Below are 16,792 nucleotides of genomic sequence, written 5' to 3' on the forward strand. Positions count from 1 at the left end.
CGCGACGGTGCGTGTGCGGAACGATGGACCCCGGAACGAGTCCGGGCTGACGTTTGGGTTAAGTGGCGGTCATCCCCATCACCTGCTCGGCAAGATCACGCAGGCTGTCGCGCAGTTCCACCGGCTCGATCACCCTCACCTCGGGTCCGAGGCCGAGCAGAGTCAGCGCGGCCTTGTCGGCCGTTTCGATCGGCAGACTGACGATTGCCCATCCGTTCTCGTCCGGTGCCCCGGCCGCCGCCACCGCTTCGGCCGCATAGGCGCCGAGTTCCGCCAACCTGCGCCGGCCCAGCGCCGAGAGCCGGATCGACGCGCGAGCCGGACGCAGCTCCGTCTCGAAGCGCTCGAGCGAGGCAGCCCACCAGGACGACAGGTCGAAATCGGCCGGCCGTTCGAACCGATCCTCCGTCACCTGCTGCGTGCGGATGTTGGAAACGCGAAAGGTCTGCACGCCGCGCCGGGCCGTCGCCACCAGATACCAGGCGCCCGCCTTCAGCACGAGGCCGAGCGGCTCGACGCGCCAGTCGCGCAGGCCCGACCAGCTTTCATAGGTCATCTCGATCGCCTGCTGATCGAGCACCGCGCGGGCGATGGCGGGGAGGAACGGCACTGCCTCATCGGCATGATACCAGTCGACCGGATCCAGATGGAAGCGCGTGCCGATCCGCCCCGCGCCCTCGCCCACCGGCGGCGACAGCGCCGCGAGCAGCTTGCCGCCCGCCCTCGCCGCCGCTGCGCCCAACCCGAGCGCCGCTGCGGGACCGGGCATGCCGATCATGAACATCGCTTCGGCCTCATCGGCAGCGAGGCCAGTCAGCCGGGTGCGATAGCCGTCGAGCAACTGGAAACCACCGCCCGGCCCGCGATCGCCATAGACGGGCACGCCCGCCGCGCTCAGCGCATCGACGTCGCGATAGACGGTGCGGATCGAGACCTCGAATTCCTCGGCCAGCGCCTCGGCGGTCATCCGGCCACGCAGCTGGAGCAGGATCAGGATCGAGAGGAGACGGCTCGCGCGCATCGCCATGCGATAGCAGATAAATGCTGACGGTACCTGTCAGGATAGCCGTCGTACAGCCGACTCCGGCGCCGTGGCGCGCTTTCGGGAGGCAGGACATGACAGGCACGGGAATGGGGCGGCGCGCGATCCTTCAGGCAGCGGCGGGGCTGGCGGCGAGCCAGTTCGTGCCGGGCGTTGCGGCAGCGCTTCCGACGCGGACGCCGGGCAAACCGGGCGATTTCGATTTCCTCGCGGGCAAGTGGAAGATCGCGCACCGGATGAAGAAGGGTGCCGACTGGGATATATTCGAGGGCGAAGCGATCTGCTGGACGATCCTGGCGGGTGTGGGCAGCGTCGAGGAATTGCGCATCCCGGCGCGGGGCTTTTCCGGCATGGGACTGAGGCTGCTCGATGTGGAGAAGAAAATCTGGTCGGACTTCTGGGTCAACGCGAAATCGGGCGTACTGACCACGCCGGGCATGCCCGGATCGTTCGAGAATGGCACCGGGACCTTCACCTCCGAGGATATGGAAGACGGCAAGCCGATGATCGCGCGGGGCGTGTGGGACCGGATCACCCCGAATTCCTGCCGCTGGCGTCAGGGCGTATCGCGGGACGGCGGGAAGAGCTGGGACGAGGGCTGGTTCATGGACTGGACGCGGGTTTGAAAGAGTTCCTCTCCTTTGGGAGAGGATACGAAGCCTTATGAGCGTAGCGAATTAGGCGAAGTTGGTGAGGGGCTCCGGCGCTATCGATAGCTCCCGAAGCCCCTCACCAACTGCGACTAGCGAGCAAACTCGCAAGTCTCCGTATCCTCTCCCATTGGAGAGGAAGAACAGATCAATCAGCAGCCACGGCCACCGGCTTCGCGCCCCATAGCGCGTAGAACAGCACGTAAAGCTCGCACGCGGCGGTCAGCAGGAAGGACAGTTGCAGGCCGTACGCATCGGCCAGCCAGCCCTGCACGATCACCAGCGCGCCCCCAGCGATCGCCATGATCAGCAGGCCTGAACCCTCCTCGGTGAGCGGGCCGAGGCCGCGGATGCCGAGGGTGAAGATCGTCGGGAACATGATCGAGTGGAACAGGCCGACCGAGATGAGCGCCCACATCGCGACGGGGCCGGTGGTGAAGGTCGCGATGAGCATCACCACCAGCGCGCCCACGCTGAACGCCGCGAGCACGGTTTCGGCCGGGATGCGCTGCATCAGATAGCTGCCGAGGAAGCGGCCGACCATCATCCCGCCCCAGAGCAGGAAGAGATAATGCGAGGCCTGTTCGTGGGTGAGGTTGCCGATCTCCGGCGTCGAGACGAAGTTGATGAAGAGGTTGCCGACGCCGATCTCGGCGATCAAATAGATGAAGATCGCTGGCACGCCGAGCACCAGGTTGCGATGCCCCCAGAGAGGGTGCCGCCAAATATGCCACCAGGGGTGCAGCCTCTCGCGCGCGACACCACGGGTTGAGGCGTTCATGTCGGGAAGGCGGAAGCGGGCGATCGCCACCGCAAGCACGACGAGCACCGCCGCGACGATCAGATAGGGCAGCTGCACCGACTGCGCGTCGGCTAGCCGCTCGGCCGGGGTGAGCACCGCGCCCGCCGCTGCGGTGCCCGACGTGCTGCGGCCGAGGATCAGATAGCCGCCGAACAGGGGCGCAAAGGTCGTGCCCATCGAATTGAACGCCTGGACCAGGTTCAACCGGGACGATGAGGTTTCGGGCGATCCGATCACCGCGACATAAGGGTTGGCCGCGACCTGCAGCAAGGTGATGCCCGCCGCGATGATGAACAGGGCTGCCAGCACGACGCCATAGGAGGGAATCATCGAGGCGGGCACCATCAGCACCGCGCCGAACGCCATGATGACCAGGCCGGCGACGATCGAGGCCTTGTAGCCGATCCGCTCGATCAGCTTCGCCGAGGGGATCGAGGCGATGAAATAGGCGATGAACCAGACCGACTCGATCAAGGTTGTCTGGGTATAATTCAGGTCGAACACGCTGCGCAGGTGCGGCAGCAGCGTGCCGTTGATGACGGTGATGAATCCCCACATGAAGAATAGCGTGGCGAGAAGGCTGAGCGTCGCGCGGTAGCCGGGGCCTGCGCCCGTACCCGCCCCCAGCGGCGCCGTCGTATCGAGTATCGGTGCGGCCATTCTCACGTCCTCTGCTGCGTCGCTTGTTTTTTGTCTGAGTATATGTAAGCAAAATCGCGGTCAACGCCGCCGGTTCGAGCGGCCGCAGTGGAGGGCGATTTTCATGCACAAGGCTTTGATCATGCTGGCGACGATTGGCGCCGCTACGGCGACGGCGGAGGCTCATGCCGCATCGGCGGCGCGCGAAACCGTTGGTGAGGTCGCCGGCGCCAAGGTCGAGGCGATCACCCTGTCCAATGCGAAGGGCGTGACGGCGCGCATCCTGAGCTATGGCGCGACCCTGCAATCGCTGATCGCACCCGACCGCGACGGCAAGCCGGCGGACGTGGTGCTCGGCTATGACGATCTGGCCGGTTATGTCGACAAGCCCAATTATTTCGGCGTGACGGTGGGCCGCTATGCCAACCGCATCGCCAGGGGGCAGTTCGCGATCGACGGCAAGAGCTATCAGCTGCCGATCAACAACGCGCCCAATTCGCTGCACGGCGGGACCAAGGGCTTCGACAAGGTCGTATGGCGCGTCGTCTCGGTGGAGAACGGCCCCGTGGCGCGCGTGACCTTCGGCTATGTCAGCCCGGACGGCGACCAGGGCTATCCCGGCAAGCTCGACGTGACCGTGACCTACGGCCTCGACGAGAACGGATCGCTGTCGATCGAGTACAAGGCGGCAAGCGACAAGCCAACCATCGTCAACATGACCAACCACGCGATCTTCGATCTGGGCGGCGAAGGATCGCCGATGGGGGCGATGGGCCACAGGCTGACCATGCCGGCAAAGGCCTATACCCCGGTCGACGCGACCCTGATCCCGACCGGCGAGCTGCGCCCGGTCCAGGGCAGTGTCTTCGATTTCCGCAAGCCGCGCGTTCTGGCCGAAGGGCTGCGCGACGGACGCGATGCGCAGATCGTCGCCGGCCGCGGTTACGACCATAATTTCGCGATCGATGCCGGGCTGACCGCCGAACCCAAGCTGGCCGCGCGGCTCGAGGACCCCGTGTCCGGCCGCGTGCTCGAAGTGCTCAGCACCGAGCCCGGGCTGCAGCTCTATACCGGCAATTTCCTCGACGGCACGCTCGTCGGCAAGCACGGCCATGTCTATCGCATGGGCGACGGCGTCGCGATGGAGCCGCAGAAATTCCCCGATACGCCCAACCAGCCGGCCTTCGGCTCGGCCCGGGTCGATCCGGGCAAGCCTTATCGCCACCTGATGATCTACCGTGTCTCGGTGGCGCCACGCTGATGACGACACCACCCAAGGGGCTGCGTTCGCGCGCCTGGTTCGACAATCCTGCGAACATCGACATGACCGCGCTCTATATCGAGCGCTACATGAATTTCGGCCTGTCGCAGGAGGAGCTGCAATCGGGCAAGCCGATCATCGGCATCGCGCAGACCGGTTCCGACCTTTCCCCCTGCAACCGCCATCACCTCGTGCTGGCCGAGCGGCTGCGCGAGGGCATCCGCGAGGCGGGCGGCATCGCGATCGAATTCCCGGTCCATCCGATCCAGGAGACGGGCAAGCGCCCGACCGCCGGGCTCGACCGCAACCTCGCCTATCTGGCGCTGGTCGAGGTGCTGTACGGCTATCCGCTCGACGGCGTGGTGCTGACGATCGGTTGCGACAAGACCACGCCGGCCTGCCTGATGGCGGCGGCGACGGTGAACATCCCGGCGATCGCCCTGTCGGTCGGGCCGATGCTCAATGGCTGGCACAAGGGCGAGCGCACCGGATCCGGCACGATCGTGTGGAAGGCGCGCGAACTGCTCGCGGCGGGCGAGATCGACCATGCCGGCTTCGTCAAGCTCGTCGCCTCGTCGGCGCCGTCGACCGGCTATTGCAACACCATGGGCACGGCGACGACGATGAACTCACTCGCCGAAGCGCTGGGCATGCAGCTGCCCGGGTCGGCCGCGATCCCGGCGCCGTACCGCGACCGGCAGGAAGTGGCGTGGCGCACCGGCAAGCGCATCGTCGAGATGGTCGCCGAGGACCTGAAGCCGAGCGACATCCTGACGCGCGATGCCTTCACCAATGCGATCGTGGTCAATTCGGCGATCGGCGGGTCGACCAATGCGCCGATCCATCTCGCCGCGATCGCGCGCCATATCGGCGTCGACCTGCCGCTCGAGGACTGGCAGACACACGGCCATCACGTGCCGCTGATGGTCAACCTCCAGCCCGCCGGCGAGTATCTCGGCGAGGATTTCTACCATGCCGGCGGCGTGCCCGCGGTGGTGGCGGAGCTGATGAAGCATGGGCTGATCCGCGAGGACGCGATCACCGCCAACGGCAGGACCATCGGCGACAATTGCCGCGACGCGACGATCGAGGATGCGGACGTGATCCGCCCCTTCGCTACGCCGTTGATGGCGGATGCGGGGTTCGTCGTGCTGAAGGGCAATCTGTTCGACGCCGCGATCATGAAGACCAGTGTGATCTCGCAGGAATTCCGCGACCGCTATCTCTCCGACCCGGCCGATCCCGACGCGTTCGAGGGGCCGGCGGTCGTATTCGACGGGCCGGAGGATTATCACGCGCGGATCGACGATCCGGCGACCGGCATTACGCGCGAGACCTTGCTGTTCATGCGCGGCGCGGGGCCGATCGGCTATCCCGGCGCGGCGGAAGTCGTGAACATGCGGCCGCCCGCCTATTTGATCCGCGAAGGCGTGCACGCCATGCCGTGCATTGGCGACGGACGGCAATCGGGGACCTCGGGATCGCCCTCGATCCTCAATGCCTCGCCCGAGGCGGCGGCCAATGGCGGGCTCGCGCTGATCCGCACCGGCGACCGGGTGCGGATCGACCTGCGTGCGGGCACGGCCAATGTGCTGATCGACGACGCGGAACTGGCCGAGCGCCGCCGCGTGCTGATGGAAGCGGGCGGCTATGCCTATCCCGCCTCGCAGACGCCGTGGCAGGAGATCCAGCGCGCGATCGTCGGGCAGCTCGACAGCGGGGCGATCCTGGAAGGGGCGGAGCAGTATCAGCGGATCGCGCAGACGCGTGGGCTGCCGCGGGACAACCACTAACCTCCACCTCCGTCATGCCGGACTTGTTCCGGCATCCACTGTTCCGCAGGAGCAGAAGCGTGTTGGTACGCGGCACGGTGGACCCCGGAACAAGTCCGGGGTGACGGTGGTATTTGGGGCCGCGACTCCTTTCCCAAAAAAAAGGGCCGGCGCAAAGGCCGGCCCGAAGGGGGGAGGGGAGGAAAGGGTTCAGAATTTGGCGCGGACGCCGAACAGGATCTGGCGGCCCGGATAATAGACGCTGTAGGTCGCGTTATCGTAGCCGAAGGTCGTGCGGATCGGCGCGTTGGTGATGTTCAGCACGTCGAGTGTCAGGCGGAACGCCTTGTTGGCGAACGGCAGCTCATAGCCGGCAGACAGATCGAGCTGGCCGCGTGCATCGTTGATTAGGCCGACCGGCAGATTGTTCTGCGGCCCGTTCGCCGCGACCGTCTGGTCATTCCACACATAGTTGAGGCTGAGCGACACGCCGTGGCCTTCGTAGAAGCCCTGGAGATTGTAGCTCCACGGCGCCACGCCCGGCGCGAACAGGCCGCTCGACGAGCTCTGCTTGATATAGGTCGCGTTGGCCGAGAAGCCGAGGCCCTTCACCGCGAAGTCGAGCGGCTGGACCCAAGTGCCCTCGATGCCGTCGAGGATCAGATTCTGCAGATTGACCGGGCGGTTGACCGTCACCTGAGCGACGTTCGGGCCGCCGCGCAGATCGATCGCCTGCTGCTGCGTGGTGTTCAGATCGCTATAGGCGATGCCGAGCGAGGTGAATGGCACGGTAGATTGCTGGACCACGGTGAAGCCGTCGACATTCTTGTGGAACGCCGCCAGGCCGACATAGCCGATGCCGCCGGTATAATATTCGCCGCCGATATCGATATTGTTCGAGGTATAAGGCTTCAGGTCCGGATTGCCTGCGGTCGCGATCTGCGCCGAGGGGTCGGAGAAGGTCAGGCCCGGCAGCAGCTGGCTTGCATCGGCGCGGGTCATGCTGCGCGAGGCCGCAACGCGCAGCTTGAGCCGGCTGGTCAAATCATAGCTCAGGTTGAACGAGGGCAGGAACTCGTCATAGCTGGTTTTCAGCGAGACATCGACCAGACCGGACGCCGTCTGGGTCGGGCCGACCACCGTCTGGTTGGTGTGGATGTAGCGGATGCCGGCATTGATGCGCAGATCCTTGCCCGCGACTGTCGCGACGGCGTTGGTCTCGGCATAGGCACCGAAGGTCTTCTCGTCGATGTCGCCGGTCGCGCCGCCCGTCACCGCGCCGCTGCTCTCGGGCGCGCTGTCGCGGAAGGCGGCATAGTTGGTCGCCTTCTCCAGCGCCGCCAGATTGGGGATGATCATGCTGGTGTAGCCGACATTCCCGCCCGCCAGATGGCCGAAATTGTCGACGCTCCAGCGCGACAGATATTGCGCCACCGCCGAATTCGGCACCGAGCCGGTCAGGCCGTCACAGGTCGCGCCGCACACCGAGGTCTGGAAGGCGATGCTGTTGTCGTACGCGCGGATCGAGCGCGAGGCCTCGTCATAGGCCAGGCCGAACTTGAAGTTGGTCGTCTTGTCGCCGATCGTCGTGTCGAGATGCGCGCCCTTGGTCGTCGTCTCGCGGCGGACATTCTGCACGTTCACGCGGTACCATTGCCAGCCGAGATTGGGATCGCCCAGATCGCGGTTGGTGGTGATGATCGGCTGCGCCGCGCCGGTGCTGTTGTCATAGGTGACCTCCAGGCCGGACTCGCGCGGCGTCTGGAAATCGAACTGGGGCTGTTCGCGGAAGAAGGTCGAATGGCCGTAATTGAGCTGCGCGTCGATCTTCACAGTGTCGGACGGCTGCCACGAGACGTTCGGGTTCACGTTCCAGAATTCGGTGGTCTGGTGGAACACGTCATTCTCCAGGAAGAAGCTGGAGTTGGCGAAGGTGCCCTTGGTCACGACATTGTTCTGGTCGACGGTCAGGTCGATCGGCACCATGCCGCCGGTCGAGGTCGGCGAGGTGCCGGGCCCGGAATTGCGGACATACCAGTTCATGTTGAGCCGGTAATAATCGCGGACCGACTTGGCGTAGATGGCGTCGACGGCGAAGCTGAGCGTGTCGCTCGGCCGCCATTCGACCGAGGCCAGCGCCGAGATGCGCGAGCGCGTGCCATCCGTGAAGCTGTTGCGGCCGAGGCGCGGGATGATCGCCTTGGAAAGCTGGTCGAGCGACAGGCCCGAGGTCGCGGCGAGATCGAGCGGCGTGCCGGGGGTCAGGCCATGGCCGACATTGTTCGGCGTGACCGAGGCATAGGAGAAGCCGTTGCCGCCCGCATTGCAGCTGGCAGTCGGGCAGGTGAGGTTCGCGTCGGTCCAGCCGATCGATTCGAAGCCGTCGATCCGCGTCTTGGTCTTCACGCCCGACACGCCGACCAGCACGCCGAAATTGTCCCAGGTCTTGCTCGCGACGATCGCGCCGCGCGGGCTGATCCGCTGGTTGCTGTCGGTGTACTGGCCCTGCGCGATCAGGGTGACGTGCTGGCCGGGATTGTCGAACGGGCGCGCGTTGCGCAGGTTGACGGTACCGGCGATGCCACCCTCCAAGGTCGAGGCGACCGGGCTCTTCGCCACGTCGAGGCGCGTGAACAGCTCCGACGGGAAGAAGTCGAGATCGACCTCGCGATTGGAACTGCCGCCATTGGTGCCGCCGTCCGACGCGATCGCGATCTGGGTGTTGTTGAGCAGCACCTTGGAGAAGCTCGGGCCGAGGCCGCGGATCGAGACCTGCAGACCTTCGCCGTTGATGTCGCGGTTGAGCTTGACGCCGGGGATGCGGTTCAGCGTCTCCGCCAGGTTGGTCGCAGGCAGCTTGCCGATGTCCTCCGCGAAGATCGAATCGCCGAACCCGACCGAATTCTTCTTGGCGTTGGTCGCGCTGCGCAGCGAGGCGCGGATACCGGTGACGACGATGTCCTGGCTTGTGTCGTCAGGCGTCGCGGCGGCGTCATTTTGCGTCGCAGCGACAGTGTCCGGCGCAGCATTTGTACTCTGAGTATTTATGGCCGGAGCGGCCGTTTCCTGCGCAGATACAGTTCCCGCGATCGTCAGGGCACCGATACCGGTGGCGGCCAGCAGGGCGGCTCGCAGGGACTGATTACGCAGAAACATAAAGGTTTACCTCTCCGAAGGCGCCCGCTCGTCGACGGATCGCCGGATTACACAATGCGCTGGTAGCGCTACCAATGCGGGCCGCTAATTGTCCGTGTAAAAACTGTCAAGCGACGATATTCGATTGAGCGCGGAACCGGAACGGCTTGGCTCTTTCGGCCATGCGCAGCGCTGGCAGCCTCCCCTGGGAGGCCGCTCCAGGCGTCGGCGATGCCGGTAGCGTTACCTCGCGGCTACGCTCTTCAGCGCGATCGTGGCGCCCTTGAGCGCCCCGGATTGGGCATGCAGGGTGATCGCCCCCGGCTTGCTGCCGGCCTTGGCCCGCACCACCACCAGCGCAAGGCCGTTGAACGCCTTGCGCGTCGGCGACTGGAAGGAGTCGAAGCTGGTCGGATCGCCATTGTCGGTCGCGACGATCTCGCCCGGGCCGTCGATCGTGAAGGTGACGGCGTTATCGGCGCGGGGCGCGGTGAGGCCGTCCTTGTCGGTGATGCGCACCGTGACGAAGGCGAGGTCACGGCCATCGGCGTTGATCTGCGCGCGGTCGGGCGTCGCCTCGAGCGCGGCAGGGACGCCGGCGGTTCTCACGACTTCCGTCGCCCAGGGCTTGCCGCCCTTCCAGGTAACGACCTTCAGCTCGCCGGGCTCATAGGTGACGTAATCCCAACGGAAGCGATATTCGTAGGGCGCCCGCGTCTTCTTGCCCTGCGACTTGCCGTTGACGAACAATTCCGCTTCGTCAGCCGAGCTGAACACATGGACCGGCGTCACCTGGCCTTCGCGGCCGGGCCAGGTCCAGTGCGGCAGGACATGCGCGAACTTCAGCTCCGGGCGCCAGCGTGCCTGGTAGAGCCAGAAGCGGTCCTTCTTGAAACCTGCCAGATCGATGATGCCCGAATAGGAGCTGCGCGCGGCATAATAGGGCGTCGGCTCGCCGAGATAGTCGAAGCCGGTCCAGACGAATTCGCCCGCGACGAACGGGTTCTGGTCGTTCGAGGCAAAGACGCGATCGGGCGAAGAGCCGAAATCGGCGGCGTGCAGCTCATAGGCGCTGACCTGCATCTTGTCCGGATCACCGCCCGAGCCGGGCCGCACCGGGCCGCTGATCGCGCCCGCCACCGGGAAGAGATATTCGCCGCGGCTGCTGAGTGCCGAGGCGCTTTCGGTGCTCATGATGACCTTGTCGGGATATTTGGCGTGGAAGGCAGCGAACTGGCCGGGATAGGCGCGCACGCCGGTGCCCTGGTAATTGAGGCCGATCACATCGACCGTACCGGGCAGCGCCATGTCGGGCTTGGCATAGTTCATCGCGGTGGTGGTGGGACGGGTGGGATCTTCCTCGCGGACGATCTGCACCAGCCCGCGCGAGATCGCGGCGCCCTCCTCCGCGGTATATTGCTCGCCGACTTCGTTGCCGACGCTCCACAGCACCACCGACGGATTGTTGCGGTCGCGGCGCAGCATCGAGCGCAGATCGGCCTCGTGCCAGTCGGGGAAGATCAGATGGAAATCGAGCGGCGTCTTCTTGCGCTCCCACACGTCGAACACTTCGTCGATCACCAGCAGGCCCATGCGATCGGTCAGTTCGAGCAATTCGGGCGCGGGCGGATTGTGGCTCATGCGGATCGCGTTGACGCCCATCTCCTGCAGCATCTCGAGCTGGCGTTCCGCCGCCCGGACGTTGAACGCCGCGCCGAGCGCGCCGAGATCGTGATGGTTGTTGACGCCCTTCAGGTCGATGCGCTCGCCATTCACGAACACGCCCTTGTTCGCGTCGAAAGTGACGGAGCGGATGCCGAACGGGGTCTCGTAGCGATCGACCGGCTTGCCGCCCAGCGTCACGGAGGTGACGGCGACGTAGCGATTGGGCTGTTGCGTCGGCGGGGGGCCCCAGAGGCGGGGATTGGCAAGCATGGTCGAGCCCGCGACCCTGGCGCTGCCGCCCGCGGCGACGCGTACGCTGGTTGGTGCAATACGGGCTACCGCGGCACCCGTCTTCCGGCCGGAAGCGTCGAGCGCATAGATGTCAGTGCGAATGCCGGCGTTCGCCTCGACGCGGGAATCGTTGTCGACCGAGACGTCGAGCGCGATCGCCGCCTTGTCCTTCGAGACCTCGGGAGTGGTAACGCGCGTGCCCCATTGGCCAACATGGACGGGAGTCGTCTTGGTCAGCCAGACGTTCCGGTAGAGCCCGCCCCCGGGATACCAGCGCGCGGATTCGGGCGGGTTGTCGAGGCGGATGACCAGCTCGTTCCTGCCGCCGAACGCGAGATAGGGCGTCAGGTCGAGCCGCCAGCTATTGTAGCCATAGGGCCAGCCGCCGACGAGCTTGCCGTTCAACCAGACCGCCGAATAGGACATGGCGCCCTCGACATCGAGGAACACCGACTTGCCTCTGTCGCGCGCGGGCACGTCCAGTGCCTTGCGGTACCAGCCCACGCCCCAGCTCTCCAGCCGGCCCATGCCGCCATAGGGGCCGGTCTTCAGAAAAGGCCGCTCGATCGCCCAGTCGTGCGGGAGCGTCACCTTCTGCCAGGCGCTGTCGTCGAAACCGGCCTGGACGAAGGAGACGTCGCTGCCAGGGTTGCCCGCGGGCCGGACATGGCGCTTCGCGGGATCGCTGATAAAGGCATTGGCGCTGGGCAGGATCCAGGGCTTAAGCACTGGCTGGCTGACGGCGGTGACGGCCTTGGCCTCGTCGGGCTTCGCATCGGCGGCCTTGCCGTCCTCGCTCTTCCCGATCTCGGGCCGCACGTCATAGGACAGGCCGGTCGCGCCGGCGGGATCACCCATATGGAAACGCCAGCCGCTGTTGATCGACACGCGTTCGCGCGGGGCGGTCTGGGCCTGAGCGCCCGGCAGCGCGAGCGTTACCGTGAGCATCAGCGCTGACAGCCGCGCCAGGGTTTGAGCCAGATTTGCCACGGACATCTTCTCCACGCGCGGCGACCTTGGCGATCGCGTCGTTCCCGAAACGGCGTGACGCTATGGCGCGAGCGGGGCGTGGGTCAAGAAATTTGTAGGAGTTATTCCCGTTTCTCCGCCGCCCCTCAGGCCGCCCCGGGCTCCATCGACAGCTCCGTATCCTCCAGCGCGTGGCGGATCAGCTCCGTCATGGCGGCGCGCGCCGCGTCCGGGTTGGCATTGGCGATCGCGTCGTACAGCGCCTGATGCTCGGGCAGCGGATCACGCGGCAGCTTGCGGTTGCGCTGCTTGAAGATGGTGGTCCAGCCGACTGCGGCCGCGATGGTGCTGGAGAGCGTAGTCAGCGGCTCGTTGCGCGTCGCCTGCAGGATCAGGTGATGGAAATGCTGGTCCGCTGCGCGGCCCTCCGGCGTGGCGAGGCCGTACCGCCCCATCTCCTCCAGCGCATGGCCCATCTGGGCGAGCTCGCGGCCCGTCCGGCGTTCCGCGGCGACGGCGGCCGCAGCGGGCTCGACGATCATGCGCAGTTCGAACAGGCTGCGGATGAAGGCCTCGCTCGGCTCACCCTCGAACATCCAGGCGAGCACATCGGGATCGAGCAGGTTCCAACGGCTGCGCGGGCTGACGCTGGTGCCGGCCTTGGGGCGGCTCTCGACCAGACCCTTGGCCATCAGCATGCGCACTGCCTCGCGATAGACGCTGCGCGATACCTGGAGTTGTTCCGCGAATTCGATCTCGCCCGGCAGCACGTCGCCCGGCTGGTAGACGCCCGTGACGATCTCCACGCCCAGATCATGCGCGATCGTGCCGTGAATCCGGCGTCCCCCTGGCTGTTTCCCCGGCGTCACGTGTCCCCCATCCGCCTTCTCCCTGTCGGCCCTCCCGTCGTCGCAGCAAGGCTCGTCTGTCGATAGCCTATAGTATTCGTATCCGAACATCACGCGCCGGCTCGATCGCGATCGAATTGCGCGCCGGCAGGCGGAAAGGCGCCGCCTCGATCTCGAAGACATCGCCAGGTTCGGTTCGGATCCCTTCCGAGAAGGACAGGGTCGCGGTGCCGAAGAAATGGACGTGCACGTCGCCGGGATGGCGGAACAGGTCGTATTTGAAATGGTGATGCTCGAGATTGGCGATGCTGTGCGACATGTTCGCCTCGCCCGTAACGAAGGGGCGCTCCCAGATGGTCTCGCCGTTGCGCACGATGCGGCTGGTGCCGCGGATATCCTGGGGCAGGTCGCCGAGCAGCAATTCCGGGCCGAGCGCCGCGGCGCGCAGCTTCGAATGGGCGAGCCAGAGATAATTGCCGCGCTCGGTGACGTGATCGGAGAATTCATTGCCGATCGCGAAGCCGAGCCGGACCGGATTGCCCTCCGCGTCGATCAGATAGATGCCGGCGATCTCGGGCTCTTCGCCCGCATCGAGCGCGAAGGCGGGCGAGCGCAGCGGCGCGCCCGGCGCGACAAGCTGCTCGCCATTGCCCTTGTAGAACCATTCGGGCTGGGCGCCGGTCTCGCCGTCAGCGGGCTTGCCGCCCTCGACGCCCATCAGGAACATGCGCATCGAATCGGTCTGCTGCGCGGCTTCGGTCATCGAGCGGTGCATCTTGTCGCGCCCCTCGGCCGATCCGAGATGGGTGAGGCCAGTGCCGGTCAGCAGAAGATGCGCCGGATCCTGGTGATCGATCGGCGACAACAGCGTGACCGAATCGAGGTCGACCTCGCCGGCATAGCCGGCCAGCGCTGCCTGATCGGCCAGGCTGTTGCCCGCTGCCAGTGCCGCCTCGGCGAGCGCCCGGATACTCTCAATCCCAGCCAATCGTTGCGGCGGTTCAGCGCCATGCAGCACGGCCACGCCACGCGCGCCTCCGGCCTGGATGAACTGCACCAGCGACGTCCGCATTACCCTCTCCTGATTACCACTTGCGCAATCATATACTCAGACAATAAGCTAAAGCCAGCCGTCATGGAACGGCAGATGAGAGGATCGGGGCGATGACGGCAATCATGGGGTTGAAAAGGGTCGCATTGGCGGCGGCGCTGACGCTCGCGTCGGGCACGGCCTGGGCGCAGGCGCGCGAGGCCAGCATCACCGTGCATGCCGACAAGCCCGGCCCGAAGGTTCAGCGCGAGATCTTCGGCCAGTTCGCCGAGCATCTCGGCACCGGCATCTATGGCGGGCTGTGGGTCGGCAAGAATTCCCGCATCCCCAATACCGACGGTTTCCGCAACGACGTGATCGCGGCGCTCCGCGCGATCAAGGTGCCGCTGATCCGCTGGCCGGGCGGCTGCTTCGCCGACGAATATCATTGGCGCGAGGGCGTGGGCGCGAAGCGGCCAGTGAAGGTCAACACCCATTGGGGCGGCGTGACCGAGCCCAACACGGTCGGCACGCACGAGTTCATGAACTTCACCGAGATGGTCGGTGCCGAGGCCTATGTCTCCGGCAATGTCGGCAGCGGCACGCCGCAGGAAATGGCCGACTGGGTCGAATATATGACCTCCCCGACCAGTTCGACGCTGGCGAACGAGCGCCGCGCCAATGGCCGCAAGGAGCCGTGGAAGCTGCCCTATTTCGGGCTGGGCAACGAGCTGTGGGGCTGTGGCGGCAATATGAGCCCGCAATATGCCGCCGACGTGACCAAGCGCTATTCGACCTTCGTCAAAGTCCCGCAGGGCACGAAGACGCTGAAGATCGCCAGCGGCGCCAGCGACGACAATTACGACTGGACCGACGTGATGATGCGCGAGACCGGGCGTACCGTCGACGGCATCGGCGTGCATTATTACACCGTGCCGGACACCTGGCAGAAAAAGGGATCGGCGACCGGCTTCGACGAGGCGGACTGGGCGAAGACGCTGTCCAAGACGCTGAGGATGGACGAGTTCGTCACGAAGCACAGCGCGATCATGGACAAATACGATCCCGCGAAGCGCGTGTGGCTCGCGGTCGACGAATGGGGCACCTGGTACGACCCAACGCCGGGCAGCAATCCCGGCTTCCTGCAGCAGCAGAACAGCCTGCGCGATGCGCTGGTGGCGGCGATCAACCTCAACATCTTCACGCACCATGCGGACCGGGTGAAGATGGCCAACATCGCGCAGATGATCAACGTACTGCAGGCGATGATCCTGACCGACGGCGACAAGATGGTCGTGACGCCGACCTATCAGATATTCGGCATGTACGTGCCCTGGCAGGACGCGACGCAATTGCCGGTCGATATGACCAGCCCCTGGTACAACAAGGACCAGTGGACGATGCAGTCGCTGAGCAGTTCGGCGGTGCGCGGTGCGGACGGCGTGGTGCACGTGTCGCTGGCCAATCTCGATCCGGTGAATGCGTTGACCGTGACCCTGAACGTCGATGGCAGCACGGCGTCGACCTTGACCGGCAGCGTGCTGACCGCCGACAGGATCGACGCGCATAACCGCATCGGCGAACCGCTGGCGGTTGCGCCGCGCGACATCGCTCCGGTAGCGGTGACGGGCGGCAAGGCAGTGCTGACCCTGCCGGCCAAATCGGTGACCGTCGTGGCGCTGAAGTAAGGAATATCGATGCTGCCGATCGCCATTATCGGTCTGGGCAAGATCGCGCGGGACCAGCATGTCCCAGCGATCCGCGCCGATGGCCGGTTTCAGCTGGCCGGCGCGGTCGATCCGCATGCCCAGTCCGACGACGTGCCGGTCTATCCCGACCTGCCAGCCCTGCTCGCTGCCGGCGCCCCGGCGGCGGTGGCGATCTGCACCCCGCCCTTCGCGCGCGTCGCGATGGCGCGGGAGGCGATCGCAGCGGGGCTTCATGTGCTGCTGGAAAAGCCGCCCGGGCTGACGGTCGACGACGTGACCGGCCTGGAAAGTTTGGCGCGAGAGGCGGGGGTCACCCTGTTCACCGCCTGGCATTCGCAGGAAGCCGCCGGAGTCGATGCCGCGCGCGACTGGCTGTCGCAGCGGACGATCGAGGCCGTGCGGGTGATCTGGAAGGAAGACATCCGCGTCTGGCATCCAGGGCAGGAATGGATCCTGGAAGCGGGCGGCTTCGGCGTATTCGATCCCGGGATCAACGCGCTGTCGATCCTGACCGATATCCTGCCCGCGCCGCTGGCGGTGGAGTCGGCGGAGCTGGAAGTACCGGTGGGGCGGTCGCAGCCGATCGCGGGCACGCTTGCCTTGCGGAGCGGCGACGTGCCGGTCTCGGTCGAGCTCGATTTTCTCCATGAGGGCGTGCAAAGCTGGGACATCGAGATCGATACGCCCGACGGCATGCTGAAGCTGGCGATGGGCGGTGCGGAGCTGACGATCGCGGGCGAAACGATCACGGTGGGCACGAATGTGGAATATCCGCGGCTTTATGCGCGGTTCGCCGAGTTGGTGGCGCGCGGGGACAGCGATGTGGATCTGGCGCCGTTGCGGATCGTGGCCGAGGCGCTGGAGGTTGGGGTGCGGCGTGAGGTTGAGGCGTTCGCGTTCGAATAGCCCGCTCCTCTTCGCGCTTCCCCGGCGGAGGCCGGGGTCCAGTTGGGTGAACTCCTCGCTCAATCGCTGAAGC

At 65.9% G+C, this 16,792-nt stretch carries 11 protein-coding genes; 5 read left to right on the forward strand and 6 right to left on the reverse strand.

What is annotated here, in order from left to right:
* Positions 1 to 58: 58 nt before the first annotated feature.
* Entirely contained in the window at positions 59 to 1,021 is a 963-nt protein-coding gene (locus WC729_RS06840) for a helix-turn-helix transcriptional regulator (protein ID WP_372850858.1), read from the reverse strand.
* Positions 1,022 to 1,116: 95 nt separating this feature from the next.
* On the opposite strand from WC729_RS06840, the gene WC729_RS06845 reads away from it, so the two are divergent.
* Positions 1,117 to 1,668 carry a hypothetical protein gene (locus tag WC729_RS06845; protein ID WP_372850860.1) on the forward strand — a complete coding sequence of 184 codons (552 nt, stop codon included), beginning with the start codon at positions 1,117 to 1,119 and terminating at the stop codon, positions 1,666 to 1,668.
* Positions 1,669 to 1,840: 172 nt separating this feature from the next.
* On the opposite strand, the gene WC729_RS06850 is transcribed toward WC729_RS06845, so the two are convergent.
* Positions 1,841 to 3,154 (reverse strand): sugar MFS transporter, encoded by a 1,314-nt coding sequence (locus WC729_RS06850; RefSeq protein WP_372850862.1) that lies wholly within the window; start codon positions 3,152 to 3,154, stop codon positions 1,841 to 1,843.
* 103 nt (positions 3,155 to 3,257) lie between these two features.
* On the opposite strand from WC729_RS06850, the gene WC729_RS06855 reads away from it, so the two are divergent.
* Positions 3,258 to 4,394, forward strand: a complete 1,137-nt coding sequence (locus tag WC729_RS06855) for an aldose epimerase family protein (protein ID WP_372850864.1) — start codon at positions 3,258 to 3,260, stop codon at positions 4,392 to 4,394.
* Positions 4,394 to 6,187: an IlvD/Edd family dehydratase gene (locus tag WC729_RS06860; protein ID WP_372850866.1), complete on the forward strand. Its 1,794-nt coding sequence runs from the start codon at positions 4,394 to 4,396 to the stop codon at positions 6,185 to 6,187. The genes WC729_RS06855 and WC729_RS06860 overlap by 1 nt, the downstream gene beginning before the upstream one ends.
* A gap of 189 nt (positions 6,188 to 6,376) precedes the next feature.
* On the opposite strand, the gene WC729_RS06865 is transcribed toward WC729_RS06860, so the two are convergent.
* From WC729_RS06865 to araD1, 4 genes are all read right to left on the reverse strand, one after another.
* Complete coding sequence (locus WC729_RS06865; RefSeq protein WP_372850868.1) at positions 6,377 to 9,322, reverse strand: TonB-dependent receptor; 2,946 nt, start codon at positions 9,320 to 9,322, stop codon at positions 6,377 to 6,379.
* Positions 9,323 to 9,544: 222 nt separating this feature from the next.
* Positions 9,545 to 12,253: a beta-galactosidase GalB gene (galB, locus tag WC729_RS06870; protein WP_372850870.1), complete on the reverse strand. Its 2,709-nt coding sequence runs from the start codon at positions 12,251 to 12,253 to the stop codon at positions 9,545 to 9,547.
* A 119-nt stretch (positions 12,254 to 12,372) separates the two neighbouring features.
* Positions 12,373 to 13,095, reverse strand: a complete 723-nt coding sequence (locus tag WC729_RS06875) for a FadR/GntR family transcriptional regulator (RefSeq protein WP_372850872.1) — start codon at positions 13,093 to 13,095, stop codon at positions 12,373 to 12,375.
* A 67-nt stretch (positions 13,096 to 13,162) separates the two neighbouring features.
* Positions 13,163 to 14,146 carry an AraD1 family protein gene (gene araD1 / locus WC729_RS06880; RefSeq protein ID WP_372850874.1) on the reverse strand — a complete coding sequence of 328 codons (984 nt, stop codon included), beginning with the start codon at positions 14,144 to 14,146 and terminating at the stop codon, positions 13,163 to 13,165.
* Between the two features lie 92 nt (positions 14,147 to 14,238).
* On the opposite strand from araD1, the gene WC729_RS06885 reads away from it, so the two are divergent.
* Positions 14,239 to 15,792 (forward strand): alpha-N-arabinofuranosidase, encoded by a 1,554-nt coding sequence (locus WC729_RS06885; protein ID WP_372850876.1) that lies wholly within the window; start codon positions 14,239 to 14,241, stop codon positions 15,790 to 15,792.
* A gap of 9 nt (positions 15,793 to 15,801) precedes the next feature.
* Positions 15,802 to 16,719 carry a Gfo/Idh/MocA family protein gene (locus WC729_RS06890; RefSeq protein ID WP_372850878.1) on the forward strand — a complete coding sequence of 306 codons (918 nt, stop codon included), beginning with the start codon at positions 15,802 to 15,804 and terminating at the stop codon, positions 16,717 to 16,719.
* The last annotated feature ends 73 nt before the right edge of the window (positions 16,720 to 16,792 follow it).

Source organism: Sphingomonas sp. (assembly GCF_041661825.1).
Lineage (GTDB): Bacteria > Pseudomonadota > Alphaproteobacteria > Sphingomonadales > Sphingomonadaceae > Sphingomonas.

What these genes read in the sequence shown, in the direction of transcription:
- WC729_RS06860 (WP_372850866.1), top strand. Translation starts at nt 4,394, where the DNA reads ATGACGACACCACCCAAGGGGCTGCGTTCGCGCGCCTGGTTCGACAAT.
- araD1 (WP_372850874.1), bottom strand. Translation starts at nt 14,146, where the DNA reads ATGCGGACGTCGCTGGTGCAGTTCATCCAGGCCGGAGGCGCGCGTGGC.
- WC729_RS06890 (WP_372850878.1), top strand. Translation starts at nt 15,802, where the DNA reads ATGCTGCCGATCGCCATTATCGGTCTGGGCAAGATCGCGCGGGACCAG.
- WC729_RS06885 (WP_372850876.1), top strand. Translation starts at nt 14,239, where the DNA reads ATGACGGCAATCATGGGGTTGAAAAGGGTCGCATTGGCGGCGGCGCTG.
- WC729_RS06855 (WP_372850864.1), top strand. Translation starts at nt 3,258, where the DNA reads ATGCACAAGGCTTTGATCATGCTGGCGACGATTGGCGCCGCTACGGCG.
- galB (WP_372850870.1), bottom strand. Translation starts at nt 12,253, where the DNA reads ATGTCCGTGGCAAATCTGGCTCAAACCCTGGCGCGGCTGTCAGCGCTG.
- WC729_RS06845 (WP_372850860.1), top strand. Translation starts at nt 1,117, where the DNA reads ATGACAGGCACGGGAATGGGGCGGCGCGCGATCCTTCAGGCAGCGGCG.
- WC729_RS06865 (WP_372850868.1), bottom strand. Translation starts at nt 9,322, where the DNA reads ATGTTTCTGCGTAATCAGTCCCTGCGAGCCGCCCTGCTGGCCGCCACC.
- WC729_RS06840 (WP_372850858.1), bottom strand. Translation starts at nt 1,021, where the DNA reads ATGCGCGCGAGCCGTCTCCTCTCGATCCTGATCCTGCTCCAGCTGCGT.
- WC729_RS06850 (WP_372850862.1), bottom strand. Translation starts at nt 3,154, where the DNA reads ATGGCCGCACCGATACTCGATACGACGGCGCCGCTGGGGGCGGGTACG.